The sequence below is a fragment of the Methylobacterium sp. FF17 genome (assembly GCF_025813715.1).
Taxonomy (GTDB): domain Bacteria; phylum Pseudomonadota; class Alphaproteobacteria; order Rhizobiales; family Beijerinckiaceae; genus Methylobacterium; species Methylobacterium flocculans.
Genome location: NZ_CP107532.1, coordinates 3,882,662 through 3,907,911, shown reverse-complemented (window position 1 = coordinate 3,907,911; position 25,250 = coordinate 3,882,662). Strand labels below are relative to the sequence as shown.

Here is a 25,250-nt window from a genome sequence, read left to right as displayed (position 1 = left end):
CGATCTGGGGGCCCGGGTCAGATGCTTTGCTTCTCGTTGTCCGTCCGGGCCGGCGGGTCCTACTTCAGAGGACAGGCCGAGCCGCTGGCGATCCAGGCCGCGACCAGGGCCCCCGCCTCGGCCTGCGTCCCGGGCGCGGGCGTGCGGCCGTATCCGGGTGCCCAGGCCCATCCGACCAAGGTGTCCTGTCCGATGTGGTGGAGGAGATCCTCCACCTTGCGCTGGCCGTTGCGCGCCGGATCTTTGATCTGCTCGCAGATCTCGGCGATGCTCCTGCCCTCCCAGGCCATCGACCGGGGGGCGAGGTGCCATTCCGGATGTCCCGGCATCCGTGCGGCCGCGAAATTGCCCGCCCCGTGGCAGCTCGCGCAGCGCATCGACGCGGTGCCCTGCCCATCGGGGCCGCGCGTCACAGGCGGCTGGTGCGGGCGGCCCTGGTCCCCCTGGCGGGGCCGGTCGCTGGCCGGATGGCAATTGGTGCAGCGGGGGCTGGTCAGGACTTTGCCGAGTTCGGTGAAGATCGCCGCCGACCGCGTGGTGGTGTCGGTGATCGTGTCGAAGCTCTGCGGCGGCGCCAGTGTGCCGGCCGGAGCCGGGTCGGCCGCCCGGGCGCTCGCTAGGGAGAACGCCAGCGCCGCCGCCGCGGCGAGCATGCCGGTCCGAGGGAATGAGATCATCGTCCGGGCCTTCAGAGCAGATAGCGTGCCGGCTCGGCCAGGATCACGGAGCGGACGGCCTCGTGATACTTGACGTAGCCGGTGCAGCGGCAGAGGTGCCCGTCGAGTGCTTCGGCGATGGTGGTCTCCACGTCCGCCCGGGCGACCGGCGTCTTCGCCAGGCGCTCGAGCAGCACCTGTCCCTCGTTGAGGAACCCGGGGGTGCAGTAGCCGCACTGAAACGCGAAGTGCTCGATGAAGGCCTTCTGCAGGACGGACAGCTCGTCGCCCTTCGCGTGGCCCTCGACGGTGCGGATGGCCTTGCCGTTGAAGCTCACGGCCGAGACGACGCAGGTCGGGCTCGTGGAACTCGTGCCGTCCGGGTCGTCGACGATGATCGCGCAGCTCAGGCACTGCGCCGCGCCACAGCCGAACTTCGTGCCCGTCATCCCGAGATATTCGCGCAGGAAGTCGTTCATGCTCAGGTCGTCGCGGACCTCCGTGGGACCGTGGACCTTTCCGTTGATGGTGATGACCAGTGCCGTCACGCGAGGGCTCCCTTGAGCATGCTGGGGGTGACCGGAAGCGAATTGAAGCGGTGGCCGGTCGCGTCGAAGATGGCGTTGAGGATGGCGGGCACGACGGGGATCATCACCACTTCGGCGATGCCCTTGGGCGGCTCGTCGGCCGAGATCGGGGGCAGCAACTCGATCTCCAGATCGTGCAGCGGCAGGTCCGATCCACGGGCGACGACGTACTGGCCGAGGTTCCACTGGCCGTTGCCGGGGCCGCCCTCGTGCAGCGGCAGGGTTTCGAGAAGGGTGTAGCCGACGCCCATGGCGAAGCCGCCCTGGGCCTGGCCCCGCACGACCTCCGGGACCAGCGCCCGGCCGCATTCCACCACCGAATAGGCCTTGAGGATCCGGATCGAACCGCTCGCCCTGTCGATCTCGACGCGCACGAGGGTGCCGCACTGGGCCCCGAAGGTCGTGCCGATCCGGTTGTTGCTCGTGGGCGGGAATTGGACCGCGACACGGGCGATCCGCTCGAACGGGCCGGTTCCGGTCCGAACCGCGAGGGCATCCACCTCGGCGTGAAAGCGCTTCTGCTGAAGCGGGAACGTGGCGCTCGCAAACGCCCAGCGCGAGAAGCAATGGGTCATCGCGCCCGTCACCAGGCGGCTCGCATGGGCCTTCGCGGCGAGATCCGGCAGGGACAGCGGCGGCAGGTCGGCGAAGACGAGCTTGCCCGCCTGCCACTTCGCCTCGGCCCATTGCTCGGCCCTGTGATCGGTGGCCGGGATCTTCCAGAGCGCGAGGGCCGCCGGCCACAATCCGAAGCGGAAGATGACGCGGGCCGCCTCGGCCGCCGCATGGGTTCCCACATGGGCGCCGTTCGAGGCCGCGGTGGCCGAGCTGATCGCCGGAACCCAGCGGCTGTTCTTCTCGACCGCGTCCTGGGTCGCCTGATCCATGGTGTACGAGTTGCCGGACGTGATCAGTGCCAAGGCGCCGAAGGCTTCGATCTGCCCAAGGGCGATCTCGTCGGCGAGTCCGCCGATGTGAATCGCGACCCGGCTCGCCAGGGCGGTGCCCATGCCGTTGCCCATCTCGGGCTGGTCGCAGGCGATGGAGATCCGCCCTTGCGGGTCGATCTCGATACGGCCCATCGAGCAGTCCGCGCCCGTGCCATAATCCTTGGTGACGCAGGCCACGCCCGTACCGACGACGACGCCGTCCCGCTTCGGCTGCGCCTTCTCCGCCGCGCGCGTCTTCCAGATCGGATGTGCCTCGAGCTTGTCGAGGAGTTCCGTCGTCCGCACCGAGACGGTGTAGCGATTGCCCATCATGGTACGGCCATCGGGGGCGAGGGCGTTGCGCCGGCGGAACTCGATGGGATCGAGCGGCAGCGCCGTCGCCGCCTCGTCGATCAGCGTTTCCAGCGCGGTCATGGTCTGCACGGTGCCGTAGCCGCGCATCGATCCGGCGGTGACGCCGTGGCTGTGCAGCGCCACCGTGGTCACGTCGACCTTCGGGATGTCGTAGATGCCGATGGCCGCCGCCGCCGCCACGGTGGCGACGTTCGTCGAGAAGTTCCGGAGGCCGCCGCCGTCGAGGATGTGGTCCGCCGCGAAGGCCGTGATCTTGCCCGTCCGGCGGTCGACCCCGATCCGGGTGTGCATCTTGAAGGCGTGGCGTTTGATGCCGCCCTGGAACTGCTGGAAGCGGTCATGCGCCAGACGGACCGGGCGGCCGGGGAAGAAGATCGCCGCCAGCGTGACGTAGAGGATGAAGGGCGTGTGGTCGCGCCCTCCGAAGCCGCCGCCCATATAGGCGAAATCGGCCTCGATGTGCTTGGGCTTGAACGCGGCCTTGGCCTTGCTCAGCAGGGTGGAGATCGCCTCCGCGCCCTCGTAGGGCGACTGGATGCCGAGCACGAGTTCCAGCTTGCGGCTCTTGCCGTCGTACCAGCCGAGACCGCTTTCGGTCTCGAGGAACATCGGGTCGACCGACTGGGTCTCGAAGCGCCGGTCCAGCACCAGAAGGTCCGGATTTGCTTCCGTCAGTTCGGCGCGGATCTTCTGGCCGTACTGGGCCGCCTTGCCGTAGGGCTTTGCCGTCTCCTTGGCGAAGGGCTCCCAGACCGGGAGGGGGGAATGCTGCATGCGGCCCGGGCTCACCCAGCCGGCGAGGATCGGCGAGTAGACGTCCGGCGATTGCGCGGTCGGCCCGGCGACGCGGGTGAAGCGGAAGGCGCCGTAATCCTCGCCCTCGACGGGGCCGGTCTCCTCGCCGAACTTGACCAGGGCGCCGTCCCGGAACGCCGCGCGGGCCCGGTCATAGGCATCGAAGCTGTCGAAGATCAGCAGTGCCACGGGTTGACCGAGATACAGGGGCGTCTTGCCCAACGGACAGAACAGGTCGCCGGCATAGAATTCCGGAACCGTGAGGTTGGCCTTCTCGACATCCTCCGCCGTCACGATCACCGTCGGCTTGAGCGGTCCCTCCAGACCCTTGAGGTCGAGGCCGAGATAGACATGCGACGCGTCCGGCGCCCGCACCAGCAGCGCGTGCGACGTCTTCTGCGGCCAGCCCGGCATGTCGGCAGCCCGGAAGTCGGAGGCGTAGAGCTTCGCGCCCGTCACCTTCGGGGTGCCGTCGATGCGGCCGAGGCCCCCGACCGCGGGATTCCAGTGGTTCCGGCCCGGCAACGTCTCGCGGGTCGCAAAGCTGGGTTCCTGGGCGACGGCAAGACGGGAGAGGCTAAGGGAAATGCCACTCGCAGTGATCCAGGTCATGAACTCGCGGCGCGACGCGCGCATATTTGTGTTCCTCAAGTCTGTTTTCGTGGAAAAACTTGATAAATTGATTATCTCAGGTTGTAATTATATCAATTGATCATGGTATGTGTGCGTCACTGACGAGGACGACGCATATATTTAAGTCTGACCCTCTTAATCAAATGATTATAAATTACCCAATCTGAGAGATTATTTTTCCTGTCGGGACGATAATCCAGGCGCGGTGGCCTGATGGATGATGCAGGCCGGAGGTCTGTCGCCGACGGCCCCTCTTCGCAGCGCAAACGCGGTGAGCCATTGGCCCCCTGCGGCGGAGGCGTGACGCCGCGAACCAGTCGACGCGCAGTGCGTGGAAGCAGATCGTTCCGCTGCTGCCTGCGTCGAAGGCGCCTACGGGCCGGCCCGCAGAGGGGTATCGGCAAGTCTTGAGCGGCAAGTCCTGAACGGCAAGTCTTGAACAGACTGCTCAGGATCCTGCGCAGAGGCGCTGCCTGGGACGGTGATAACCTATGTGGTTTCGCACTTCGACGCGGTTCCGCACGATGCAGGCTTGGATCAACTCCTGCGTTTCGCCGTGCGCCGCACCCGATCGGGCCGTTCCTGATGCACCTGCTCGATCGCGACGTGCGATGAGCCCCTCCCCCGCCGCGCCGCATGCGGCCGAACTGACCCTGCGCGGGCTCCTGCTCGGGGCGGTGATCACCGTCGTGTTCATGACGGCCAACCTTTATATGGGCCTCAAGACCGGGGTGACCTTCTCGACGTCGATTCCGGCCGCCATGCTGGCGATGGGCGTGCTGCGTCTGGTCGGGAATGCCAACATCTTCGAGAATAACGTCGTGCAGACGCAGGCCTCGGCGGCCGGCACCCTGTGCAACGTCATCCTGGTCCTGCCCGGCCTCGTGCTCATCGGGCATTGGACCGACTTCCCCTACTGGCAGACCACGGGGCTCTGCCTCGTCGGCGGCCTTCTCGGCATCGCCTATTCCATTCCTCTGCGCCGCGCGCTCGTGATCGGGGCGGGCCTGCCCTACCCCGAGGGTACGGCGGCAGCGGAGGTGCTGCGCGCGGGCGAGGCCGCGCAGGACGGCTCGCAGCCGGGCGGCTTGCGCCCGCTTCTCGGGGCCGCGGCCTTCGCGGGACTCGTCGGCCTCGCTACCACCGGGTTCCGGGTGCTCGCCGACGGCATGCATGCGACCGTTGCCGCGGGCCCCGCCCTGTTCCGGTTCGGCACCGGCTTCTCCCTCGCCCTGGTGGGCGTCGGCTATCTCGTCGGCCTCGGTGCCTGCCTCGCCCTGCTCACCGGTGTCGCCATCGCTTGGGGCGGCGCCGTGCCGATCCTCACCGCGCTGCGGGGCGCCTCCGAGGGAGCGCCCGACGCCGTGGTGCTGGAGGTCTGGTCCGGGCAGGTCCGGCTGATCGGGGCGGGCATCATCGCGGTGGGTGCCCTGTGGACGGTGGCGAGTCTCGCCGGGGCGATCGGCGGCAGCATCCGCGCCGCCCTCTCCGCCGCGCGCGGGAGCGGCCGGGGCGCCGAGATCCCCCGCCAGGAGCGCGACATCCCGATCACCTGGGTGGCGTGCGCAGCCCTCGCCCTGGCCCTCCTGCTCGCGGGGCTGTTCTGGATCTTCGCCTCGGGCGCGGATCTCGGCGGTCTCCACGTCGTCGTGGTCGCGGTCGCGACGCTGTTCGCTGTGCTGTTCGGATTCCTGATGGCGGCGGCCTGCGGCTACCTCGCCGGGCTCCTCGGTTCGTCGAGCAGCCCGATCTCCGGCATCGGCATCCTCACCACCCTGCTCGCCGCACTGCTGATCCCCCTCATCATCGGCCGCGAGGCCGGTCCGGAGGGCGACCGCTTCGTGATCGGCCTCGCGCTGCTCCTGGCCTCGGTGATCGTCACCACCGCCTCCATCGCCAACGACAACCTCCAGGACCTGAAGACCGGGCAACTCGTCGATGCCACGCCGTGGCGCCAGCAGGTCGCCCTGGTGGCGGGCGTCACGGTCGGCGCCCTGGTCATCGCCCCCCTGCTGTCTCTCCTCCATCACGCCTACGGCTTCGCCGGCGCCCTGCCCCGGCCCGGCATGGACGCCGCTGGCGCCCTGCCCGCCCCCCAGGCGGCCCTGATGACGCAGATCGCCAGCGGCATCGTCCACGGTGAGTTGCCCTGGACCATGGTACTGATCGGCGCCGGCCTCGGGGCGGTCTTCGTGGCCATCGAGGCCGCCTTGCGCCGGCGCGGCCACTCCTTCCCGGCCCTGACGGTGGGCATCGGGATCTACCTGCCCCTCGAAGTGGTGGTGACGATCGCGGTCGGCGGCGTGATCGGATGGCTCGCGGAGCGCCGCCTGCGCGGGGCCTCCGAGCCCGAGGAGGTCAGCGCCGGAGCCCGGCGCAGGGGGGTGCTGATCGCCTCCGGCTTCCTCGTGGGCGAGAGCATCGTCGGCGTGCTGGTCGCCGCCGCCGATACGCTGGCGGGGCGGGGCTCGTCCCTGGTGCTGGTCGGGCCGGGCTTCGGTTCCGCGGCGACCGGGCTCGGCGCGGTGGTGTTCGTGGGCACGGCCCTCTGCGTCTACCGCCTGGTCTCCCGGGCGCCGGCGCCACCCCCACGCCAACAGGAGGAGGCGTCGCATGCCTGAATCACTTCCGGGCACGCCCCGATTTCCCTTGGCCGCCGGGGTGCTGTTCGGCCTCGGGCTCGGCGGGTTCTTCGACGGCATCGTTCTGCATCAGGTGCTGCAGTGGCATCACATGCTGAGCAGCTGGTATCCGATCACCTCGATCGAGAACCTGGAGCGCAACACGCTCTGGGACGGCATCTTCCACAGCGCCACCTACGTCTTCGTGGTGCTCGGCCTGTTCCTCCTCTGGCGCAGCGCGCACCGGCGCCACCTGCGCTGGTCGAACCGCCTGCTGGCCGGATCGCTGCTGATGGGCTGGGGCCTGTTCAACACGGTGGAGGGGCTGATCGATCACCAGATCCTGGGTGTGCACCACGTCAACGAGCGGGTGCCCCGCGCGCAATGGCTCGCCTGGGACCTCGGCTTCCTGGCCTGGGGCGTCGCCATGCTGGCCTTCGGCTTCGTCCTCGTGCGTCGGGCCCGGGCATGACGTCGGCGCGTGCGGCGCTTCCGTGGCTGTTCCTCGCGGCGGGGCTCATCCTGGCCACCCTTCCGGCGTGGCGTCCCCTCCTCTTCGGGAACGCCCTCGGGCTCGATGATCTCCTGAGCCTGCGCTGCTTCGGCGGATGAGCTTGACCCCGCCAATGCGGCGCGGGAAGGCAGGCGTGCGAAACGAGCCCAAGGATTGACAGGATGGCCACGCCCCGCGACCTCAAGGTGCAGATGGCAGGAGAGACCCGCGCCCGCGAGCGCGCGCAGGCCCTCGCCGCAACCCAGGCGTCGCGGGCTAAACGGGCCGAGACCGCCGTGCAGGCCGCCGAAGCCGAGCGCGATGCCTGGAAAGCGCGGGCGCTCGACGCCGAGGCCGAGCTGGCGCGCCTTCGGACAGACATGGCGCGGTGAGGCCGCCGATCCGTGATCGCATGTGCGCTGATTGGTAGGCGTCATCGCGCCGCGCGGAACTGGGGCCGTCCTGGGTACCTTCTCGTCACGACAGCGAATGCATTCGCGACCGATGAGGAGAGCTTCGACGTGGCCATCGACACGCGCGAAATCTACGTGACCGCCCTGAAGAACACGCATGCCCTCGAGATGCAGGCGCTCCAGATCATGGAGCGGCAGGTCGAGCGCCTGCAGCGCTATCCGGAGATGGAGGCCGCTCTGCGCCGGCACATCGAGGAGACGCACGGCCAGCGGACCCGGATCGAGGAGGCCCTGCACGCGCTTTCCGAGAGCCCCTCGACCATCAAGGAAGGCGTCCTGGGCTTCGTCGGTAACATGATGGCGCTGGGTCATACGCCCGCGCAGGACGAGATCCTGAAGAACGCCTACGCCAACCATGCCTTCGAGAACTTCGAGATCGCCGCCTACGAGTCGCTGATCGCCATCGGCGAGGCGGCCGGGCAGGAGACGGCGCTGACCGGTTTTCAGCAGTCGCTGCGCGAGGAGGAGGGAATGGCCCGCAAGGTGCGTGAACTCATCCGCCCGACCACCCTGCGCTACATCGACCTGACCACCTCGGGCGACAAGGCCGACCGCTGACCGCACGGGTTCGAGCGTTTCCGCATCACGGCCGGCCAAGCGCGGGCCGTGATGCCGTGTGTGGGCTACCCGCCTCTCACGTCGCGTGGTCGGACAGGTTCCGACGAAGCCGGGCCGTCTGCCGTGCGAGCCGCTGCCGTATTCGCTGCCCCTCGGTGGGGTCCGTGGCCGCGCCGAGGGCCAGGGTCAGGACGCCGACTTGAAACGCGAGGTAGCAGGGTGTCAGAAACGCGAGCAGGCGCGGGTCGATGGCTTGCCCGCTCGCACCTTCGACCATGCGGACGAGATGATCCTGATCGTCCATCGAGAATCCGAATTCCTGGACCGCTCCGACGATGTCCCAGCCGATGTCCTGACAGCCGATAAGGTCATGGCCGGCATGGTGATCGAGGGCATCGCCCTTGAGGAGCCGGCCATCTGGCAGAGCGAGCCACTTCCAGGGTTGCATCCGGCCGTCGATCAGAACGGGCCGGGCGGAGACAGCGAGGGCCGCGACCGCATCGTCGGTCCAGATCGCCAAGGCGTCCCGGTCGTCGGACCCCAGAGCCTCGGCGGTGTTGTGGCGCGCCATCGCGAGCAGTTCCGCCAGCGGCGCCCCCGTCCCCGGTGAGGCCGGCAGGGTCCGAGCGCGAAACCCGAGATAGCGACCGATGGCTTCGAGCCACCGGATGTTCCCGGCGCAATCCGATTCGAGGGGCGTCGCTTCTGCGTGCCAGCGCTCCAGGAGGAAGCCGTGACGCAGCCCTGCGACCTGGGGCACGAAGCCTGCCCCTGAGAGCGCACCGCCGAGTTCAGCCTTTCGAACTGCCGGCGTACCGAGGCCGGCGAATTTCAGCCGCCAGGTCCAGCCCCGCGCGGTGAGCAGGAACTTGCGCCGCTCCTGCCAAGCATTGACCGGGGGCCAGGATGTGGCGTCCGGATAGAGGTGCCGGCGCCATCCTCCGCCGGAGATATCCACCAGCGGACCCTCTGCGGGCCCTACGAGGTCCGCGAACCAGTTGGCCAGTGCATGCTCGGGCCGTTCCGGCCTGAGAAGCAGCGTCTCGAACGGCATCACGTGTCGTGGAAAGAGGTCCCAACGGGCGCGGTGCGCTTCCGAAGCCTGCGGTCCCGGTGGCGCGTCGTGGCTGGGGAAGAGCGCGACGCGCGCCTCGGGGACGCCGAGATCCCGCAGGACGTCCAGCGTCCCGCCGAAGGAGCTTCCGGATAGGCCCGGCCCCTCATCGACCACCGCGATGCCCTCGCCCGCGTCGCGCAACCGTGCCTTCGTGGCGTTCGAGAGGCGCAAGGTCCGGTGGAAGGGATGGCCGCAGGGCCGGGCGGTGGTCAGCCGGTCGCTGCCGAGGCCGGCGGCGACCATCGCGGCCAGCGGCGCGCCGATGCTGCGCAGGCCGAGGACGTGCGTGTCCGGCGCGAGGCGTGAGCGTCGCGCGGCCATCGCGTAGGCTTCCGGATACAGGGCGTAATAGGCAAAGCCCTCCGCCCAGCGCAGCGTGACCTGCGCCGGGAGCGGCAGTGCGTGGAGTGTCGCGAAAATGCCGGTCACATCCGGGAGTTCGGTGCGGAAACCGCTCTGCCACGAGCCGTCCACGGCTTCCGCGAGGTGGCGCAGCAGCGTCGCGGCGGCGTCCTGGACGCGGGAGGGCGCATCACAGCCCCGAGCCTCGAATTCGGCATCCGCGAGACCCTGGAGCAAGGCGCCCGCTTCGATGAAGGCCGTCACCAGCAGGCCGTGGCGGCGGATGTCCGGAACCTCCCGGGCAGCCTCCGCCAGGAGGCGCGCGATCTCCCCGAGGAGGACGCGCGGATCGCTCGTCCGGTTCGCCTTGCCGTAGACGAGCATCGCGCCGCTCTCAGGCCCCTCCGACACGTCCCGGCGCATAGCGCCGGACCATCGCGGCGCAGAACTCCGCGTATTCGTTCGGGTCGATCGGCGGGCTCGAATGGTGGGGGGCGAGGCCGCGATGCTCGGGCGTGAAGCAGAACGTCACGGTGACGTCGAAATCCTCCAGGGCCCTCATCTGCCGATCAAACCAGTCGAGGGCGTTGGGGCGGAAGCTGTCGGCCCAGGATAGGCCCGTGCGCAGGTAGGTCACGCCCAGGCGCTTCATCCAGGCGACGGCCTCGTCGAGGCGGTGGTCCTCGTAGTGGAACCACTGGCAGAGGCCGAGCGCCGGGGTGTGTCGCGCGAAGGCTTCGAGGGCGAGCTTCGGCGTCCCGTCCTGCCGCAGAAGACCCATGTGGAAGTGCCGGTAGTAGGAGGAGCCTTCGGCCTCCCGGTGCCGGGTGGTCGCCTCCCATTCGCGGGGCAGGTCGTAGAGGCTGTACCAGTGGATGCGGGGCGCCCGGCCGACTAGGAGTTCGGCCGTCCGCTCGACGCCCCAGAGCTGGACCTCCTCAGCGCCGAAGGTGGAGATTCCGACCTCCGAGACCCAGACCGGCAGCCCTGTGACTGCGCGGATCTCCGCGATCTTGGCCGGCCATTCGTGGATCTGCCAGAGGTTCCAGTCGAGGGGGAAGCCGTGGACCGCGACCGCGTCGACCGCGTCGAGGACGCCGGCCCGCTCCATGCGCTGGATGAAGTCCGGGTCGATCGGTGAGATGCCGCCGAGCACGCGCGGCAGGCTCGGGTTCTCGGCGCGAATGGCATTGCCGGCGAGCCGTGCCATGGCGCCGAAGCGGTGCCAATCGGGATCGAGTTCCGGATCCCAGTGGGATTTGTTGTTCGGCTCGTTCCAGAGCATCACGGCTTCGATCACGCGTGGGACTCCCTCGGCGCACGGGCCGGATGGACGGCGCCAGGCTCGGGCTTCTCCGCGCATCGGCAGAGATAGACCTCCGCCTCCGGGTGGGCCACGATAGTGAACCCGCTCGAGCGCAGCATCGCCTCGGTGCAGGCGCGGTTGGGAACCCACCAGTTGGTGGGGTCGCCGGCGTAACGGTGCTCGATGAAGTGCAGCTTCGGGAAGCCCGCGGCGTCGAAGGGCGCGGGCTCGAAGAACGCGTAATCGGCCTCCAGGCGGGTCACCTCGGCGCTCCCGCGCTGCATCGACTGGAAGACCAGCATGTCTCCCGCCACGGTCTCGCGGATGAGGTCGAGCGCCAGCAGCGGGTGGCGCAGGTGATAGAGGACGCCCATGAACAGGACGATGTCGAAGCGCTCGCCCAAGGCCCCGACATCGTAGACGGACCCTTGCGCGAACTCGATGTCCTGCCCCGTCATCCGCGCGGCGAAGCGGGCCTGCGCGAGGTAGCGGGCATCCGAATCGAGGCCGAGGACGCGCGCGGCGCCCCGTCGCTTCATCTCGATGGCGTAGAACCCGGCATTGCACCCGATGTCGAGGACACTCCGGCCCGTCAGGTCAGCCGGCAGGGCATCGCTGAAGCCGCGCCACTTCACCGCCGGGTAATTCCCGAGGAAGTGGTCCGGCGCAGTCCAGACGCCGTCGAGATTCATGTTGTGGAACCACGGGCCGAGGGCATCGATCTGCCGACGCAGGGATTCCGCCTCGCTCCCCGCGCGATCGCCGGGTCTCATCATGGCGAACCCCTCATGACAGGTGGGTGGTGCTGTTGACGCTGTGGACCCGGCCGCCCCCGGACCAGAGCTCGACGACGCTGATCGAGGCCGGCTCGATCACGAGGCGGTCGAAGGCGTCGATCGAGAGACCGAGGATGCCGAGCAGAACGGCGCGGATGACGTCGCCGTGACTGACTGCGATCAGACATTCCTCCGGCCGGGTGGACAGCGTCGCCAGGGCGCGCGCCTGCGCCTCGCCCATGCTTTCGCCTCGGGGCGGTCGGTTGTTCGCGCGCTGCGCATTCCACGCCTGCCAGAGGGGATCGTCGGCCAGCTCGGCGAACGGGCGGCCGGTCCAGTCGCCGAAATCGATCTCGTCGAGGCTCGACGCTTCGGTCACCGGCAGCCCGAGGGCAGCGGCGATCGGCGCTGCGGTCTCGCGAGTCCGCGTACGGGGGCTCGACAGGATTGCGCTCGCGCCGCACCCCGCCAGGGTGGTCCCGAGCCGTTCCGCCTCGCCGCGACCCTGCGCGCTGAGCGAAACCCCGGGCATGCGGCCGCACAGGATGCGGTTCAGCCGGTCATGGCTGCCGTGGCGCACCAGGATGATCCGGGTCACGAAGCCCCCGTGGCGGATGGATCCGGATCTCCGGCGATGAAGGCGCGCGTGCGCGACCGGGCTTCCGTGTCGGTGAACTGCCGGGGCGGCGCCTTCATGAAGTAACTCGACGGGCCGATCAGCGCGCCGCCGATCCCGCGATCGAGGGCGAGCCGGGCGCAGCGGACGGCGTCGATGACGATGCCGGCCGAGTTCGGCGAATCCCAGACTTCGAGCTTCAACTCCATCGACAGAGGCACCCCACCGAACGCTGTGCCCTCCAGGCGAATCTGTGCCCATTTGCGGTCGGTGAGCCAGGGCACGTGGTCGCTCGGCCCGACATGGATGTCGTTCGCGTCGAGGGGCTCGTCGAGTTGGCTCGTCACGGCGCGGGTCTTGGAGATCTTCTTCGATTCCAGCCGCTCCCGCTCGAGCATATTCTTGAAATCGGCATTGCCGCCGAAATTGAGCTGATAGGTACGGTCGAGGCGCACGCCGCGCTCGCGCATGAGGTTCGCGAGCATGCGGTGCACGATGGTGGCCCCGACCTGGCTCTTGATGTCGTCGCCCACGATGGGCAATCCGCGTTCCTCGAAGCGCCTGCGCCAGTCCGGATCGGAAGCGATGAAGACCGGGATGCAGTTGACGAAGGCGCAGCCGGCATCGAGGGCGCAACGGGCGTAGAATTCCGTCGCCGCCTGCGATCCGACCGGCAGGTAGGACACCAGGACCTGCGTGCGGGTGCGTTCCAATTCCGCCGTCACGTCGGCGACGGGAGCATCGGCCTCCACGATTTCGGAGCGCAGGTAGCGGCCGAGCCCGTCGAGGGTGGGGCCGCGCCGCACGGTGACGCCGCTCTGCGGCACGGTGGCGAAGCGGATCGTGTTGTTCGGGGGGGCGTCGATCGCGTCCGCGAGGTCGCGGCCGACCTTGGCGGCGCTGATGTCGAAGGCCGAGACGACCGCGATGTCGCGCACATGGTAGCCGCCGAGCGCCACGTTCATCAGCCCCGGCACCGTCTCGGCCGGGTCGGCGTCGCGGTAATGGTGCAGGCCCTGCACGAAGGACGAGGCGCAGTTGCCCACCCCCACGAGGCCGACGCGGATCGGATCGACCGTCATGCGCCGACCTCCTCCTTCAGCATCGGGTGTACGGAGGTTCGCGTCGCGACGCACGCGTGCAGGATACCTTCCAGTTCCGCGGCCCGGCGCGTGGCGCTGTGGTGGGCGAGCACCCGGGCCCGGGCCGCGGAGCCGATGCGTTGGCGCACGGCATCCGGCTGCAGACGGAGGATCGTGAGCACGTCCTCGGGCGCGTCCGCCGTGAGGATCTCGGAGCCCGGCGTGAGAATGGTGTCGAGGCCGTCCCAGGTGTCGCTGATGATCGGCGTGCCGATGCAGGCCGCCTCGAACAGGCGCACGCTCGGGGAATAGCCGGCCCGGATCATGTCGGCGCGGGTGACGTTCAGGGTGTACCGGCTCGCCGCGTAGAACTCCGGATGCGCGTCCGGCGGCAGGTGTGCGATGCGGGTGACGTTCTCGGGCCAGTCGATCTCATCCGGATATTGCGGGCCGGCGACGCAGAAGCGCAGGTCCGGCGCACGCCGGGCCGGTTCGATCAGCAGACGCTCCAGGGTCGGCTGGCGATCGGGGCTGTAGGTGCCGAGATAGGAGAGGTCATAGCGCGCCGCCCGCTCCAGGGCCGGATAGGCATCGCGGTCGACCGAACAGTATAGCGCCCGCGCGGCCGGCGCGCCGTACGTCTCCTCCAGCAGGCGCAGGGTCGGCCCGCCGGTGAACGACAGGTAGAGATCGTACGCGGCGATCTGGCGCCTGGCGAGATAGGCGCAATCGCCCGCTTGCAGGCGCGCCAGGGTGACGGGCGTGTCGATGTCGTAGAAGGCGCACAGGCCGTGGGCCCAATCGCGCACGCGGTCGCCGACCGCGATACCGTCCGGCACGTAGGATCCGACGATGACCGCATCCGCCGCCGCGATCGCCGCGCGGTGGCTCTCCAAGCCGTTGAGGTCGGGATAGAGCGCGAAGCGGCAGAAACCGGGCTCGGCGAGGTCGCGGTGCTCGGCGTACCAGGGCACGTCGCGCTCCAGGAACAGGATGTCGTGCCCGCGCGCCGCGAGGGCCTTCAGGAGCGCGCGGTAGGTCGTGGCGTGGCCGTTGCCCCACGACGAGGACAGGCTCAGGCCCAGCACCACGAGGTTCAGGGGGCGGCTCACGCGACGCTCCGCGCAGGCGCGAGGGTGCCCTTGCGCCGGGCTTCCGCCCGCAGGATCGCGTCGACCTCGGCGCCGCGCCGGGCATAGGTGTGCTCCGCGGTGATGCGGGCCCGCGCCGCCGTGCCGATGGCACGGGCCCGCTCGGGCGTCAGGGCGGCGACGTGTTCGGCGACCTCGCGTCCGTCGCGGGCGACCAGGACCTCCGTACCGGGCTCCAGGAACAGCTCGATGCCCTCCCAGGCATCGGTGATGAGGCAGGCGCCGGCGCCCGCCGCCTCGAAGACGCGGGTGGCCGGCGAGAAGCCCACGGCCGCCATGCTGTCGCGGGCGATGTTGAGCACGGCCAGTGGCGTGGTGTTGAAGGCGTTGTGCTCGCGTGTGTAGACGTGGCCGAGGTGATGCACGTTGGCGGGCAGGCTCCGGCCTTCCCAGCCGCTGCCGCCGAGGAGGAAGCGGCGCTCGGGCAGGCGCGCGGCGGCGTCGAGGAAGAACGCCTCGACGCGGGCTTCCCGGTCCGGCAGGCGGTTGCCCAGGAAGGCGAGGTCGGCGGTGAAGCGCGGCTCGGGCGGGACCGGGTGGTGGGTCGCCGGATCGAGGGCGTTGTAGATCGGAATGCAGCGGCAGGCGCCGAAGCCCTCGTAGGCGGCGATGACCGGCGGGCCGCCGCCATAGGTCAGGACGAGGTCGAGGGCGGGCAGTGCGCGGTGCAGCGCATGACCGGGATTTTCCTTGATTTCCGAGAGGGTTGCGGGGGCGTCGACGTCCCAGAAGATCCGGATCGCGTCGGGGCGCGCGGCGGCGAGCACGCCCTCCAGGAGTTCGTCGTCGAAGATCCCGACGCCGCTGGCCTTCACCACGACGTCGGCCTCCGCGGCCTCCGCCACCACGGCGCGCAGGGCCTCCGGGGTGGCGGGGTAGACCTTCACGGCGGCGTAGGGCGGCGGGTCGATGTCGCGGTGCTGCTGGCGGTCGAAGGCATCCGGCTCGTAGAAGGTGATCGTGTGGCCGCGCCCCGCAAGGTCGCTGAGCAGGCCACGATAGTAGGTGGCGGCCCCGTTCCAGTAGGACGACAGAAGACTGGAGCCGTAGAAGGCGATCTTCATGCGGTTCTCTCCAGGTGTTCGGGAGCGCGGAGCGCCGCGACGATCGACAACAGTTCGTCCGTCCGATGCGCGCAGGTGTGGCGGGCCGCGATGGTGGCGAGACCTTCGCGACGCAGGCTCGCGCGCAGGTCGGAATCGTCCCGGAGCGCGACGAGATGGCGCTCCATTTCGGCTCCGTTCCGGGCGACGAGATAATCGGTTCCGGGCCGGAAGAGCCCTTCCGTGTCATCCCAGGGGGCGCTGGCGAGGGGGATCCCGCAGGCCAGCGCCTCGAAGACGCGGATGGTGGGAATGCCCGGCAGGTGCCGCGCGTAGAAGCGGCGCGGCACGTGGACCGTTGCATCATGCTGCGCGAAGACGCCCGGCGCGGCTGCATTCGGCAACCATCCGCAATATCGCGCGCCGTAATGTTGCAGCGTCCGCAACGCCGCCTCGGGATACCGCACGCCGTAGATGTCGAGGCCGAGCCCGGCGGCCCGGGCCGGCGCGAACAGGAAGGTCTCGAGTTCGGCGCCGCGCTCGTCGTCGCCCCAGTTGCCGATCCAGACCAGGCCGGACCGCGCACCCTCGACGGCCGGCGGGCGGAACAGGCGCGTGTCGGCGGCCTCGTGCCAGACGAAGACGCGCCGGCCCCAGCCCCAGTCGCGGTAGACCGCCGCCAGGGTCTCGCCGAAGGCCAGGATCCCGTCGAAGCCGGAGAGGTCGAAGCGGCGCATCTCGTCGGGGGCGCTGACGGCGCGGTGGTGGGTGTCGTGGAACAGGAGGGTGTGGCGCGCGCCCGCTTTGCGCCGGGCGCCGAGGGCGGCGGCGAGGGCGGGGTCGTTCCACTCGTGGACGAGGACGAGATCGGCCCCGGCGACCCGGTCCGCCACCGCCTCGATGTCGGTGTAGGTTTCGGAGGCGAGGTCCGGATAGGCGGCGCGATAGGCCTCGAGCCCGGCCTCGCCGTGGTCCCGGATCAGGTTCGCGAGGCTCCAGGCGCCCTCCGGCTCGTAGGCCGAGACGGCATGGCCCCGGGCGATGAGGTCGCGCAGGACGCCGCGCAGGAAATGCGCGTTGCCGTGGTTCCAGCAGGAGGCCAGGGAATGGGTGAAGTAGGCGATCCTCACGCGGCGGCCCCCCCGAGGGAGCGCACCGAGGTGCCGGCCCAGCAGGCGCGGAAGATCCCGAGCACGCCGCCGGTCATCGCCTCGACGCCGTAGCGGCCGGCGCGGGCCTGCGCGGCGCCGCCCCGGCGCGCCCGCTCGGCGGGGTCGTCGGCGAGCGTGCGGATCGCCGCGACGGCCCCATCGGCGTCCTCGGGGTCCACGAACAGGGCGGCGCCGTCCCACAATTCGCGAAAGCTCGCGAGGTCGGAGAGCACGAGGGCGCAGCCGGCGCTCGCCGCCTCCAGCACGGCGAGGCCGAACGGCTCGTAGCGGGCGAGCGAGAGGAAGACCGGGCGCCGGCCGAGATGCGCGGCGATGCCCCGGTCGTCGAGGCGCCCGAGGCCGTCGAGATGGGGCGCCCGCACGCGCTCGTTGCCGGGCCCCGCCATGGGTCCGGCGGCGCGCAGCGGCCAGTCGAGGCGGGCGGCCACGCGGTCGAGGGCGGCGGCGTTCTTGGCCCGGTCCCAGAGCCGGCCGGCGGTGAAGACGTAGGGCGCGGGCGGGGCCGGATCGGCCGGCGGGGCCGGCGCCCGGCGTCCGTTGCGCACCACCACGGGCCGCGCGGCGAGGCCGTAGACGGCCTGGGTGGCCGCCGCGAAGGCGTGCGTCGGCGCGAGCAGGGCATCGACCCGGGCGCAGCCCTCGGCGGCGAGGTCGCGGCGCCAGGCGAGGTCGGCGGGGAGCGGGCCGGTCTCCAGGGCTTCCCACCAGGTGCCGACGCAGGAATGGCAGACCGCCACCACCGGCACCGGATATTCCGCCCCGGCCAGCGCCGGGGCATGCAGGTGGACGATGTCGGCGTGCAGGCTCGTGGCGAGGCGCGCCAGGGCGGCCCCGGCGGCGCGCACCTCCGCCGGCCCCTTCGCCATCCAGTCGAGGGCGAGGCCCGTGGCGACGATGCGGCATCCGGTGGCGGCCTCGGCGGCGGCGATGCGCTCGGGACCCGGGGCGGGTCCGAGGATCGCGACGGTGACGCGCAGCCCCCGCCGGACCAGGCCCTCGCCGAGGTCGAGGCTGTACTGCCAGACCCCACCGAGGGCGTCGGCCGTCATCAGCACGTGCGGATGGTCCCTCACCGGCAGCCGCATGCGGCCTCCAGTTCCCGGAGCGGCAGCGGGCGCTCCTCCTGGATGTCGCTGAACCGGTCGAACTGTCCGAGGTAATGGGCGTGGGCGCGCTCCCAGGCCTCGTCGTCCGGCTCGCCCCAGAGGCGGCGGTAATCGGGTGAGCTCGGATAGGGGTAGAGGGGCACGGGGTCGTTGGCCCAGACGCCGTCCCGGCGCAGGCGGTCGCGCCAGGCCGCGACGCTGTCCGGATCGTCGCCCGCCACCGCGATCAGGTTGGCCTGGACGAAGGGGACGCTGCGGCGGGCATGGATCAGGCGTTCGGCGAGTTCGTCGGTGGTGGCCCGGCACTTCTTGTCGAGGGCGGCGCGCCCGGCCTCCGTCAGACTCTCGATGCCGGCCTCGATGGAGACGCAGCCCGCCGCCCCGAGCAGGTCGAGGAGGTCGGGCTTCCAGAGGTCGATCCGGGTCTGGATGCCGAAGCGCACGTCGCGGGTGGCCAGGGCCTCCAGCAGGGGCTTCTGCGGCAGGAAGATCTCGTCGATGAAGTAGAGGTAGGTCACGCCCTGGGCGATCAGCCCGTCGATCTCGGCGAGGACGAGATCGAGGTCGCGGCGCCGGTAGGCATCGCGAAAATCGATCTTCGCGCAGAAGCTGCAGGTGTAGGGGCAGCCGCGCGAGGCCTCGACCTCGGCGCCCGGCCCGTCCGGGGCGGCGTCGAAGCGGTGGTGATGGTGGGTGTGGCGGGCGATCCAGCGGTCAGGCCAGCGCAGCGGCGCGAGGTCGGTGAAGCGGCCCGCATGGGGGCTGCCCGTGACCACGAGGGCGCCGTCCCGCCGGAAGGCGAGCGCCGGCACCCCGTCGCGGGAATCAGCGGCGCCGAATCCCGTCTCGGCGAGGCGGGCCACGATCTCCTCGCACTCGCCGCGCACGACGAGGTCGCAGCCGAGCTTGTCGAGGGTCGGCCCCGGCGTCGCCGAGCCGTGCGGCCCGACCGCGACGGTGCGGCCGCCCCGCCCCGCCAGGGCGTCGAGGAAGCCGCGCGGCACCCGCAGTTCCGGCGGGGCGCAGCGCCAGAACAGGTAGGTGGGCGCGGTCGTCACCACGGTCATGGCGGGCCCGAACGCCGCGACCGCATCCGCCGCCTGGGCCGCGCTCCAGCCGTCGAGATGGGCGTCGACGAGGAGCGTCTCGTGGCCGCGCGCCTCCAGCAGGGCGGCGGCGTAGGCGAGTTCCAGGGGCAGGTGCGGGGCGCGGCACCCGAAATAGATGCTGTTGCGGTAGTCCCAGGGCGGGTTGACGAGGGCGACCCTCATTCGGCGGCTCCCGCGAAGCCGACGGGCTGCGGAGCCGTGCTCCCCTCGGTCATGAGCCACTCGGCGAGGTTCGCCACGCCCTCCCGCCACGCCGTCGCGGGGGCGAGGCCCAGCGCCTCGCCGATCGCGCGGGTGTCGGAGACGTAGTAGCGCTGGTCGCCGGGCCGCCAGTCCCGCATCACGCGCGCCACCGGCCGTCCGGTGAGCGCGGCGACGTGATCGAGGATCTGGAGCAGGCTCACCGCGTTCTCCGGGCCGCCGCCGAGGTTGAACGCGCGGCCCTGGATCTCGTCGATCCGCGCCCAGGCCGCGCGATAGGCCGCCACCGCGTCGCGCACGTGGAGGATGTCCCGGACCTGGGCCCCGTCGCCGTAGAGGGTGACGGCTTCGCCGCGCAGGGCGCGGATGAGGAAATGCGCGACCCAGCCCTGGTCCTCGGTGCCCATCTGGCGGGGACCGTAGATGCAGCTCATGCGGAAGACCGCCGCCGGCAGCCCGAAGCTGCGGGCGTAATCGAGCACGTACTGGTCCGCCGCCCCCTTCGAGCAGCCGTAGGGCGTGTGGAAGTCGAGGGGCCGGTCCTCGCCGATGCCCCGCGCCCGGATCCCCGCGTCGGCGGGCCGGTAGGCGTCGCCCGCGCGCTCCAGCGCGATGTCGGGCAGGTCGCCGTAGACCTTGTTGGTGGAGGCGAAGAGCACCGGGATCCGGCGCGCCTGCGCGCGGACCGCCTCCAGCAGGTTGAGGGTGCCGACGAGGTTCACCTCCGCGTCGGTGCGCGGGTCGGTGAGGCTGGTGGTCACCGCCACCTGGGCGGCGAAGTGGAAGACCGCATCGGACTCCGCCACCGCGTGGGCGAGGGTCGCCCCGTCGCGGATGTCGGCGACGACGGCCTGGATGCGGGCGGGGTGGCGGGCCCGGAGCCAGTCGAGGTTGCGGGCCACCCCCGGGCGGACGAGGGCGTCGTAGACGATGACGGAATGCCCGGCGGTCGCGAGCGCATCGGCGAGGTTGGCGCCGACGAACCCGGCGCCGCCGGTGATGAGGACGGTCTGGTCCGTCACGCCACGAGGCCCCGCGCTTCGAGTTCGCGCCGCGCCTCGGCGACCCGGTCGACCGCCTGCTGCCGGGCGACCCAGGCGGCGAGTTCGGCCAGGCCCTCGCTGAAGTCGCGCTGCGGCCGGTAGCCGAGCTCGCGCCCGATGCGGCCGATATCCGCGATGCAGTGGCGGATGTCGCCGGAGCGCGCCTGCCCGGTGACCTGCGGGACGATGTCGGGGCGGCCCATGGCCTCGGCGAGCAGGGCGGCGACCTCGCGCACCGAGCGATCGACGCCGCTGCCGACGTTATAGACCTGCCCCGCCGCCGCCGGGTGCTCGAGCGCCAGCACGAAGGCGCGGGCGACGTCCTCCACGTGGACGAAGTCCCGGCGCTGCTCGCCGTCCTCGAAGATCATCGGCGGCTGGCCGTTGTGGATGCGCGCGGCGAAGATCGCCAGCACGCCCGTATAGGGGTTCGACAGGGCCTGGCCCGGCCCGTAGGCGTTCCAGAGGCGCAGGGCGACGCCCTCCATGCCGTAGGCGGGCGCCAGGGTCAGGGTGAGGCGCTCCTGCATGTACTTCGTCAGCGCGTAGACGGAGGCCAGCGCGGGCAGCTTCGTCTCCGGCGTCGGCGCCGGGATCAGGGGGCGCCCCTGCGCATCGAGGGGATCCCAGGGCTCGCCGGCCCGGCGCGGCCGCCGCACGGCGTCCTCCACAAGTTCGCCGTCCCGGGTCCGGTAGAGACCCTCGCCGTAGACGCTCATCGAGGAGGCGACCACCACGCGCTTCACCGGATTCGCGATCAGCCCCTCGAACAGCACGGCGGTGCCGCCGTCGTTGACCGAGACGTAGCGCTCCACGGCGTACATGCTCTGGCCGACCCCGACCTCGGCGGCGAGATGCACCACCCGGTCGACGCCCTTCAGGGCCTGGGCCACCGCCTGCGGATCGCGCACGTCGCCGTTGAGGAACTCGACCCCGTCGGGAAGGCCGTCGGCGGTGGTCGTCCGCCCGTGGACCTGCTCGATCAGGCTGTCGAGGACCCGGACGCGATAACCCCGGCGGAGGAGCGCTCCTGCGAGGTGGCGACCGATGAATCCGGCTCCGCCGGTGATCAGAATCGTTTCTTGCACGAAACCACGATGCCCTGCGCTAGGAATCGAAGCATTAACATTCGCTAACGGTGCGAATGTCTTGTGTTAATGCACCGATTTTGCTGGGACTAAGTCCCAAGTCCGCAGACAAGATGCCTGTCAGACGCGAGAACCGTGAGTTGTCAGCTTTGTTCCTTGCGAAGATCCACTGTTGCGTGGACGGCGGCTTCGGCGCCCCGCATCGCGGCCGGGGGGCCGAAGCGGCCAGGCTTTCACCGGGCTAAGCTTTCCCGGGGCCAGGCTTTCCCGGGGCCAGGCTTTCCCGGGGCTTTGCAGGGAACGCTGTGGCTCGTACCCGGCGTAGCTGTTAGAGATTCGCCGCTGACCAGGGGAGACGACGATTTTCGACGACGCATGGGCAACCGGCTTAGGCCTCGCTGCCGTCTTCGCCCTCGTGCTCGCCAATGGTTTCTTCGTGGCCGCCGAGTTCGCCATGGTCTCGGTGCGCAAGAGCCGCGTCGCCGAACTCGTCTCCGAGCGCCGGACCAACGCCCAGCCGCTCCAGCGCGCCACCGACCAGCTCGACGCCTACCTCGCCGCGACGCAGCTCGGCATCACCATCTCGTCCCTGGCGCTGGGCTGGGTCGGCGAGCCGGCGCTGGCGCACCTCATCGTGCCGGCGCTCGGCTTCCTGCCGGAGCCCGTGGGCACCACCGCCGCCCACACCATCGCGGTGGTGATCTCCTTCGTCATCATCACCTCGATGCACATCGTGCTCGGCGAGCTGGCCCCGAAGAGCCTCGCGCTCCAGCGCAGCGAACGCACGGCGCTGGCCGTGGTCCGGCCGCTCGGCGTGTTCCTGTTCGTGTTCCGCCCCGCCATCCTGTTCCTGAACGGGCTCGGCAACGCGGTGCTGCGCCTGTTCGGCCTGCAGGCGGGCCATGGCGAGGGTGCCCTGCACTCCACCGCCGAACTCAACCTGCTGGTCCAGGCGAGCCAGGAGGCCGGGCTGATCCGCGAGGCGCAGCAGGAGGCGGTGCAGCGCATCTTCTCGATCAGCGAGCGTCGGGTGCGCGATATCATGACCCCGCGCCACGAGGTCGAGTGGGTGGATGCCGACGAGGAGCGCGAAGCGATGCTGCGCACGGTGCGCGAGTGCGACCACGCCCAGCTCGTCGTCAGCCGAAGCGAGGTCGACGAGATCGTCGGCGTGGTGCGCAAGCAGGATCTGCTGAACCAGTTCCTCGACGGCAAGAGCGCGGACGTCCTCGCCGTGACGCAGCCGCCGATCGTGGTGCACGAGAGCATGTCGATCCTGGCGGTGCTGGAGACCTTCCAGGCGAAGCCCGTGCGGATGGCGCTGGTGGTGGACGAGTACGGCAGCCTGGAGGGCATCGTCACCCAGACCGACCTGCTCGAGGCGATCGCCGGCAACATCCCGGAGGTGGGCGACGAGCCCAACGTGGTGGAGCGCGAGGACGGCTCCCTGCTCATCGACGGCATGATGCCGGCCTCGCAGGCCTTCGACCGCCTCGCCTTCGCCGAACGGCCCGATACCGACGACTTCACCACGCTCGCGGGCTTCGTGATCTTCCGCCTCGGCCGCATCCCGGCCACGGGCGACCACTTCGAATCCCACGGCTGGCGCTTCGAGGTGGTCGACATGGACGGCCGGCGCATCGACAAGGTGCTGGCGACGCCGCTGGCCTGACCGGCCCCGCCGGCGCTGACGCCTCAGGCGGCCACGGCCCGGCCGCCCCGCGTGCGGGCCGTCAGGGTGAGCGCCAGGGCGAGGAGCGCGATCGCGGCACCGAACCAGGGCAGGCTGCCGTAGCCGTAGCCGGCCGTGACCACCGCCCCGCCCAGCGCCGCGCCGGTGGCGTTGCCGAGGTTGAACGCGCCCTGGTTCAGGGTCGAGGCGAGGTTCGGCGCGTCGGTGGCGGCCTCCACCACCCAGACCTGCAGGGGCGCCACCAGGGCGAAGACCAGCGCGCCCCAGACCGGCAGGGTGAGCACGGCCGGCAGGGCGGACTTCGCCGTGAAGGCGAACAGCGCCAACACCACCACCAGGGCGCAGAAGCTGCCGATGACGGTGGCCATCAGGCGCCGGTCGGCGAGGCGCCCGCCCGCGAGGTTGCCGAGGGTCAGGCCGACCCCGAACAGCAGCAGCGCGCCGGTGACCTGCCCCGGCGTCAGCCCGCTGACGTCCTCGAGCAGCGGCGTGATGTAGGTGAAGACCGTGAACAGGCTCACCGAGGCCAGCGTGCTCACCAGCATCGGCAGCAGCACCGGCCAGCGCCGCAGGGAGCGGAACTCGCCCGCGAGCCCGCCCCGCGAGCCGGGCATGCCCCCGGGCACGTAGGCGAGGATCGCCGCCGCCGCCGCGATCCCGAGGACGACCACGGCCCAGAAGGTCGCGCGCCATCCGGCGACCTGCCCCAGCGCGGTCCCGAACGGCACGCCGAGCACGTTGGCGAGGGTGAGCCCGGCGAACATCAGCGCGACGGCCTGGGTGCGCTGTTCGCGGGGCACGAGGTTCGCGGCCACCACCGCGCCGATGCCGAAGAAGGCCCCGTGCGCGAAGGCGGTGACGATGCGCGCCAGCATCAGGAGATCGTAGGTGGGGGCGAGCGCGCAGCCGAGATTGCCGACGAGGAACACCGCCATCAGCGCCAGCAGCGCGGCCTTGCGCGGCAGCCGCGCGGTGGCGATGGCCACGATCGGCGCGCCGACGGCCACCCCGAGGGCATAGCCGGAGACCAGCAGGCCGGCGCGCGGCACGCTGACCTGGAAGCTCTCGGCCACCTCCGGGAGCAGCCCCATGATCACGAACTCGGTGGTGCCGATGCCGAAGGAGGCCGCGGCCAGGGCGAGGATCGGGCGGGAGAGCATGGGGCGCCTGAGGCTGAGCCGGCCCCCGCCGCATGCGGCGCGAGGCAGCGATGCTGCGTTGCACCACGGGGCTAGCACGCCCGGCCCGGATCAGGGATGCACCGCGCTCGGGGAGCCTGCGCGCCGACCGTATGCCCGGCCGAAATCGCCTGTCCGGCCGAAACCGCCTGTCCGGCCGAAATCGCCTGCCCGGCCAAGACGAAGCCGCCCGACCGGAGGGGTCCGGCCGGGCGGCTCAGTTCACTGGAATTGCGCGAACCCGCTCGCGCGGATCAGGCGTCGACCTTCTTGCGGGGGCTGCGGCGCTTTTTCTCCGGCGCGGGAGCCTCCTCCTCCTTGGCCTCGACCTCCGGGGGCTCCTCGCTCACGGTCTCCTCCGGAGCGCTGCGGGCGAGGCCCTTGCGGCGCTGCTGGCCGAGACCGAGGGCGCGCGCGAGCTCGGAGCGCTGCTCGGAATAGCTCGCCGAGGTCATCGGATAGTCGGGCGCCAGGCCCCACTTGGCGCGATACTGCTCGGGGGTCAGTCCCCGCAGGGTGAGGTGGCGGCGCAGGGTCTTGTACTGTTTGCCGTCTTCGAAGCTGATCAGGTATTCCGGGGTGATCGAGCGGCGGATCTCCTGCGGGGTCGCCTTCGGCGGACCGGTATCGACCACCGGCGCGCCGGCCGCCGAGACGTTACGGATCGCCTCGTGAACGTCGCTCAGGAGCTTCGGCAGTTCGGCGCTCTGCACATGATTGTTGCTGACGTAGGCCGAGACGATATCGGCCGCCAGAGTGATGAGTCGAGCTGCGTCGGTATCTGTTTCATTCATGAGGCGGTGCCAATCTGCAGAAGTGTTGGAGTTGTTTACAAACGTAGGCTCAGATCATCTATCAGGCAAGATGTTCTAGAGCGGGTCAAGCGGTTTTTCCCGGCCTCGTTGTGGATCATTTGTCAATTTTTCACCCGTCGCATGCACAAGATCGAACAATCGCCTCTTGGTTGCCGACAAAGACGGTCGAAGCCTCGGAAGTGGTAAAGTGTTCGACGGGATCGTGTGCTTGTTCTTCGAAAAACGGCGGCCTCTGCGTGGCGCAACCATGCCATTCGACCGCGGGGCGCGGCGCACCGCACGCGGGAGATGC

Annotated in this window: 23 protein-coding genes; 6 read left to right on the top strand and 17 right to left on the bottom strand. The window is 70.5% G+C overall.

Annotation, left to right across the window (positions count from 1 at the left end; all coding sequences use genetic code 11):
* Positions 1–59 precede the first annotated feature (59 nt).
* Genes OF380_RS18530 through OF380_RS18520 form a run of 3 tightly spaced genes read right to left on the bottom strand, consistent with a single transcriptional unit; the run spans position 60 to position 3,978 of the window.
* The gene (locus tag OF380_RS18530) at positions 60–677 is read right to left on the bottom strand and encodes an Isoquinoline 1-oxidoreductase subunit (protein WP_264046531.1); all 618 of its coding nucleotides are present in this window, start codon (positions 675–677) and stop codon (positions 60–62) included.
* 11 nt (positions 678–688) lie between these two features.
* Positions 689–1,204 (bottom strand): (2Fe-2S)-binding protein, encoded by a 516-nt coding sequence (locus OF380_RS18525; RefSeq protein ID WP_264046530.1) that lies wholly within the window; start codon positions 1,202–1,204, stop codon positions 689–691.
* A complete protein-coding gene (locus tag OF380_RS18520) occupies positions 1,201–3,978 on the bottom strand; it encodes a xanthine dehydrogenase family protein molybdopterin-binding subunit (RefSeq protein WP_264046528.1) in 2,778 nt (925 codons plus the stop codon). The genes OF380_RS18525 and OF380_RS18520 overlap by 4 nt, the downstream gene beginning before the upstream one ends.
* A gap of 608 nt (positions 3,979–4,586) precedes the next feature.
* Here OF380_RS18520 and OF380_RS18515 point away from each other — a divergent pair.
* The 5 genes from OF380_RS18515 to OF380_RS18495 all read left to right on the top strand — a co-directional run bounded on the left by OF380_RS18515 (position 4,587) and on the right by OF380_RS18495 (position 8,120).
* Entirely contained in the window at positions 4,587–6,596 is a 2,010-nt protein-coding gene (locus tag OF380_RS18515; RefSeq protein ID WP_264046527.1) for an OPT family oligopeptide transporter, read from the top strand.
* The gene (locus OF380_RS18510; RefSeq protein WP_264046526.1) at positions 6,589–7,068 is read left to right on the top strand and encodes a DUF2243 domain-containing protein; all 480 of its coding nucleotides are present in this window, start codon (positions 6,589–6,591) and stop codon (positions 7,066–7,068) included. Before OF380_RS18515 ends, OF380_RS18510 begins: the two co-directional genes overlap by 8 nt.
* Positions 7,065–7,208: a hypothetical protein gene (locus OF380_RS18505; protein ID WP_264046525.1), complete on the top strand. Its 144-nt coding sequence runs from the start codon at positions 7,065–7,067 to the stop codon at positions 7,206–7,208. The genes OF380_RS18510 and OF380_RS18505 overlap by 4 nt, the downstream gene beginning before the upstream one ends.
* 63 nt (positions 7,209–7,271) lie before the next feature.
* Positions 7,272–7,481, top strand: coding sequence for a hypothetical protein (locus tag OF380_RS18500; RefSeq protein ID WP_264046524.1), 210 nt, complete (start codon positions 7,272–7,274; stop codon positions 7,479–7,481).
* A 129-nt stretch (positions 7,482–7,610) separates the two neighbouring features.
* A complete protein-coding gene (locus OF380_RS18495) occupies positions 7,611–8,120 on the top strand; it encodes a ferritin-like domain-containing protein (RefSeq protein WP_264046523.1) in 510 nt (169 codons plus the stop codon).
* Between the two features lie 76 nt (positions 8,121–8,196).
* On the opposite strand, the gene OF380_RS18490 is transcribed toward OF380_RS18495, so the two are convergent.
* The 12 genes from OF380_RS18490 to OF380_RS18435 are packed head-to-tail and all read right to left on the bottom strand — an operon-like array spanning position 8,197 to position 21,272.
* Positions 8,197–10,002 carry a hypothetical protein gene (locus OF380_RS18490; RefSeq protein ID WP_264046521.1) on the bottom strand — a complete coding sequence of 602 codons (1,806 nt, stop codon included), beginning with the start codon at positions 10,000–10,002 and terminating at the stop codon, positions 8,197–8,199.
* The gene (locus OF380_RS18485) at positions 9,974–10,879 is read right to left on the bottom strand and encodes a glycoside hydrolase 5 family protein (protein WP_264046518.1); all 906 of its coding nucleotides are present in this window, start codon (positions 10,877–10,879) and stop codon (positions 9,974–9,976) included. Before OF380_RS18485 ends, OF380_RS18490 begins: the two co-directional genes overlap by 29 nt.
* Entirely contained in the window at positions 10,876–11,661 is a 786-nt protein-coding gene (locus OF380_RS18480; protein ID WP_264046516.1) for a TIGR04290 family methyltransferase, read from the bottom strand. The genes OF380_RS18485 and OF380_RS18480 overlap by 4 nt, the downstream gene beginning before the upstream one ends.
* 10 nt (positions 11,662–11,671) lie before the next feature.
* On the bottom strand, positions 11,672–12,259 hold the full coding sequence (locus OF380_RS18475; protein ID WP_264046514.1) for a histidine phosphatase family protein: 588 nt from the start codon (positions 12,257–12,259) through the stop codon (positions 11,672–11,674).
* The gene (locus OF380_RS18470) at positions 12,256–13,359 is read right to left on the bottom strand and encodes an inositol-3-phosphate synthase (RefSeq protein WP_264046512.1); all 1,104 of its coding nucleotides are present in this window, start codon (positions 13,357–13,359) and stop codon (positions 12,256–12,258) included. The genes OF380_RS18475 and OF380_RS18470 overlap by 4 nt, the downstream gene beginning before the upstream one ends.
* Positions 13,356–14,471: a CgeB family protein gene (locus tag OF380_RS18465; RefSeq protein WP_264046510.1), complete on the bottom strand. Its 1,116-nt coding sequence runs from the start codon at positions 14,469–14,471 to the stop codon at positions 13,356–13,358. Before OF380_RS18465 ends, OF380_RS18470 begins: the two co-directional genes overlap by 4 nt.
* Positions 14,468–15,574 (bottom strand): CgeB family protein, encoded by a 1,107-nt coding sequence (locus OF380_RS18460; RefSeq protein ID WP_264046508.1) that lies wholly within the window; start codon positions 15,572–15,574, stop codon positions 14,468–14,470. Before OF380_RS18460 ends, OF380_RS18465 begins: the two co-directional genes overlap by 4 nt.
* Positions 15,571–16,683: a CgeB family protein gene (locus OF380_RS18455; RefSeq protein ID WP_264046506.1), complete on the bottom strand. Its 1,113-nt coding sequence runs from the start codon at positions 16,681–16,683 to the stop codon at positions 15,571–15,573. The genes OF380_RS18460 and OF380_RS18455 overlap by 4 nt, the downstream gene beginning before the upstream one ends.
* On the bottom strand, positions 16,680–17,810 hold the full coding sequence (locus tag OF380_RS18450; protein WP_264046503.1) for a glycosyltransferase family 4 protein: 1,131 nt from the start codon (positions 17,808–17,810) through the stop codon (positions 16,680–16,682). The genes OF380_RS18455 and OF380_RS18450 overlap by 4 nt, the downstream gene beginning before the upstream one ends.
* Complete coding sequence (locus OF380_RS18445; protein ID WP_264046501.1) at positions 17,795–19,102, bottom strand: TIGR04295 family B12-binding domain-containing radical SAM protein; 1,308 nt, start codon at positions 19,100–19,102, stop codon at positions 17,795–17,797. Before OF380_RS18445 ends, OF380_RS18450 begins: the two co-directional genes overlap by 16 nt.
* A complete protein-coding gene (locus OF380_RS18440) occupies positions 19,099–20,163 on the bottom strand; it encodes an NAD-dependent epimerase/dehydratase family protein (protein WP_264046499.1) in 1,065 nt (354 codons plus the stop codon). The genes OF380_RS18445 and OF380_RS18440 overlap by 4 nt, the downstream gene beginning before the upstream one ends.
* On the bottom strand, positions 20,160–21,272 hold the full coding sequence (locus OF380_RS18435; protein ID WP_264046498.1) for an NAD-dependent epimerase/dehydratase family protein: 1,113 nt from the start codon (positions 21,270–21,272) through the stop codon (positions 20,160–20,162). The genes OF380_RS18440 and OF380_RS18435 overlap by 4 nt, the downstream gene beginning before the upstream one ends.
* Positions 21,273–21,735: 463 nt before the next feature.
* Between OF380_RS18435 and OF380_RS18430 the strand changes: the two genes are divergently transcribed.
* Positions 21,736–22,944 carry a hemolysin family protein gene (locus OF380_RS18430; protein ID WP_264051392.1) on the top strand — a complete coding sequence of 403 codons (1,209 nt, stop codon included), beginning with the start codon at positions 21,736–21,738 and terminating at the stop codon, positions 22,942–22,944.
* 23 nt (positions 22,945–22,967) lie between these two features.
* On the opposite strand, the gene OF380_RS18425 is transcribed toward OF380_RS18430, so the two are convergent.
* Positions 22,968–24,125, bottom strand: a complete 1,158-nt coding sequence (locus OF380_RS18425; protein WP_264046496.1) for an MFS transporter — start codon at positions 24,123–24,125, stop codon at positions 22,968–22,970.
* 272 nt (positions 24,126–24,397) lie between these two features.
* A complete protein-coding gene (locus OF380_RS18420) occupies positions 24,398–24,937 on the bottom strand; it encodes a MucR family transcriptional regulator (protein WP_264046494.1) in 540 nt (179 codons plus the stop codon).
* Positions 24,938–25,250: the final 313 nt, after the last annotated feature.

What these genes read in the sequence shown, in the direction of transcription:
- OF380_RS18530 (WP_264046531.1), bottom strand. Translation starts at nt 677, where the DNA reads ATGATCTCATTCCCTCGGACCGGCATGCTCGCCGCGGCGGCGGCGCTG.
- OF380_RS18520 (WP_264046528.1), bottom strand. Translation starts at nt 3,978, where the DNA reads ATGCGCGCGTCGCGCCGCGAGTTCATGACCTGGATCACTGCGAGTGGC.
- OF380_RS18515 (WP_264046527.1), top strand. Translation starts at nt 4,587, where the DNA reads ATGAGCCCCTCCCCCGCCGCGCCGCATGCGGCCGAACTGACCCTGCGC.
- OF380_RS18510 (WP_264046526.1), top strand. Translation starts at nt 6,589, where the DNA reads ATGCCTGAATCACTTCCGGGCACGCCCCGATTTCCCTTGGCCGCCGGG.
- OF380_RS18505 (WP_264046525.1), top strand. Translation starts at nt 7,065, where the DNA reads ATGACGTCGGCGCGTGCGGCGCTTCCGTGGCTGTTCCTCGCGGCGGGG.
- OF380_RS18500 (WP_264046524.1), top strand. Translation starts at nt 7,272, where the DNA reads ATGGCCACGCCCCGCGACCTCAAGGTGCAGATGGCAGGAGAGACCCGC.
- OF380_RS18490 (WP_264046521.1), bottom strand. Translation starts at nt 10,002, where the DNA reads ATGCGCCGGGACGTGTCGGAGGGGCCTGAGAGCGGCGCGATGCTCGTC.
- OF380_RS18480 (WP_264046516.1), bottom strand. Translation starts at nt 11,661, where the DNA reads ATGATGAGACCCGGCGATCGCGCGGGGAGCGAGGCGGAATCCCTGCGT.
- OF380_RS18470 (WP_264046512.1), bottom strand. Translation starts at nt 13,359, where the DNA reads ATGACGGTCGATCCGATCCGCGTCGGCCTCGTGGGGGTGGGCAACTGC.
- OF380_RS18460 (WP_264046508.1), bottom strand. Translation starts at nt 15,574, where the DNA reads ATGAAGATCGCCTTCTACGGCTCCAGTCTTCTGTCGTCCTACTGGAAC.
- OF380_RS18450 (WP_264046503.1), bottom strand. Translation starts at nt 17,810, where the DNA reads ATGCGGCTGCCGGTGAGGGACCATCCGCACGTGCTGATGACGGCCGAC.
- OF380_RS18445 (WP_264046501.1), bottom strand. Translation starts at nt 19,102, where the DNA reads ATGAGGGTCGCCCTCGTCAACCCGCCCTGGGACTACCGCAACAGCATC.
- OF380_RS18425 (WP_264046496.1), bottom strand. Translation starts at nt 24,125, where the DNA reads ATGCTCTCCCGCCCGATCCTCGCCCTGGCCGCGGCCTCCTTCGGCATC.
- OF380_RS18420 (WP_264046494.1), bottom strand. Translation starts at nt 24,937, where the DNA reads ATGAATGAAACAGATACCGACGCAGCTCGACTCATCACTCTGGCGGCC.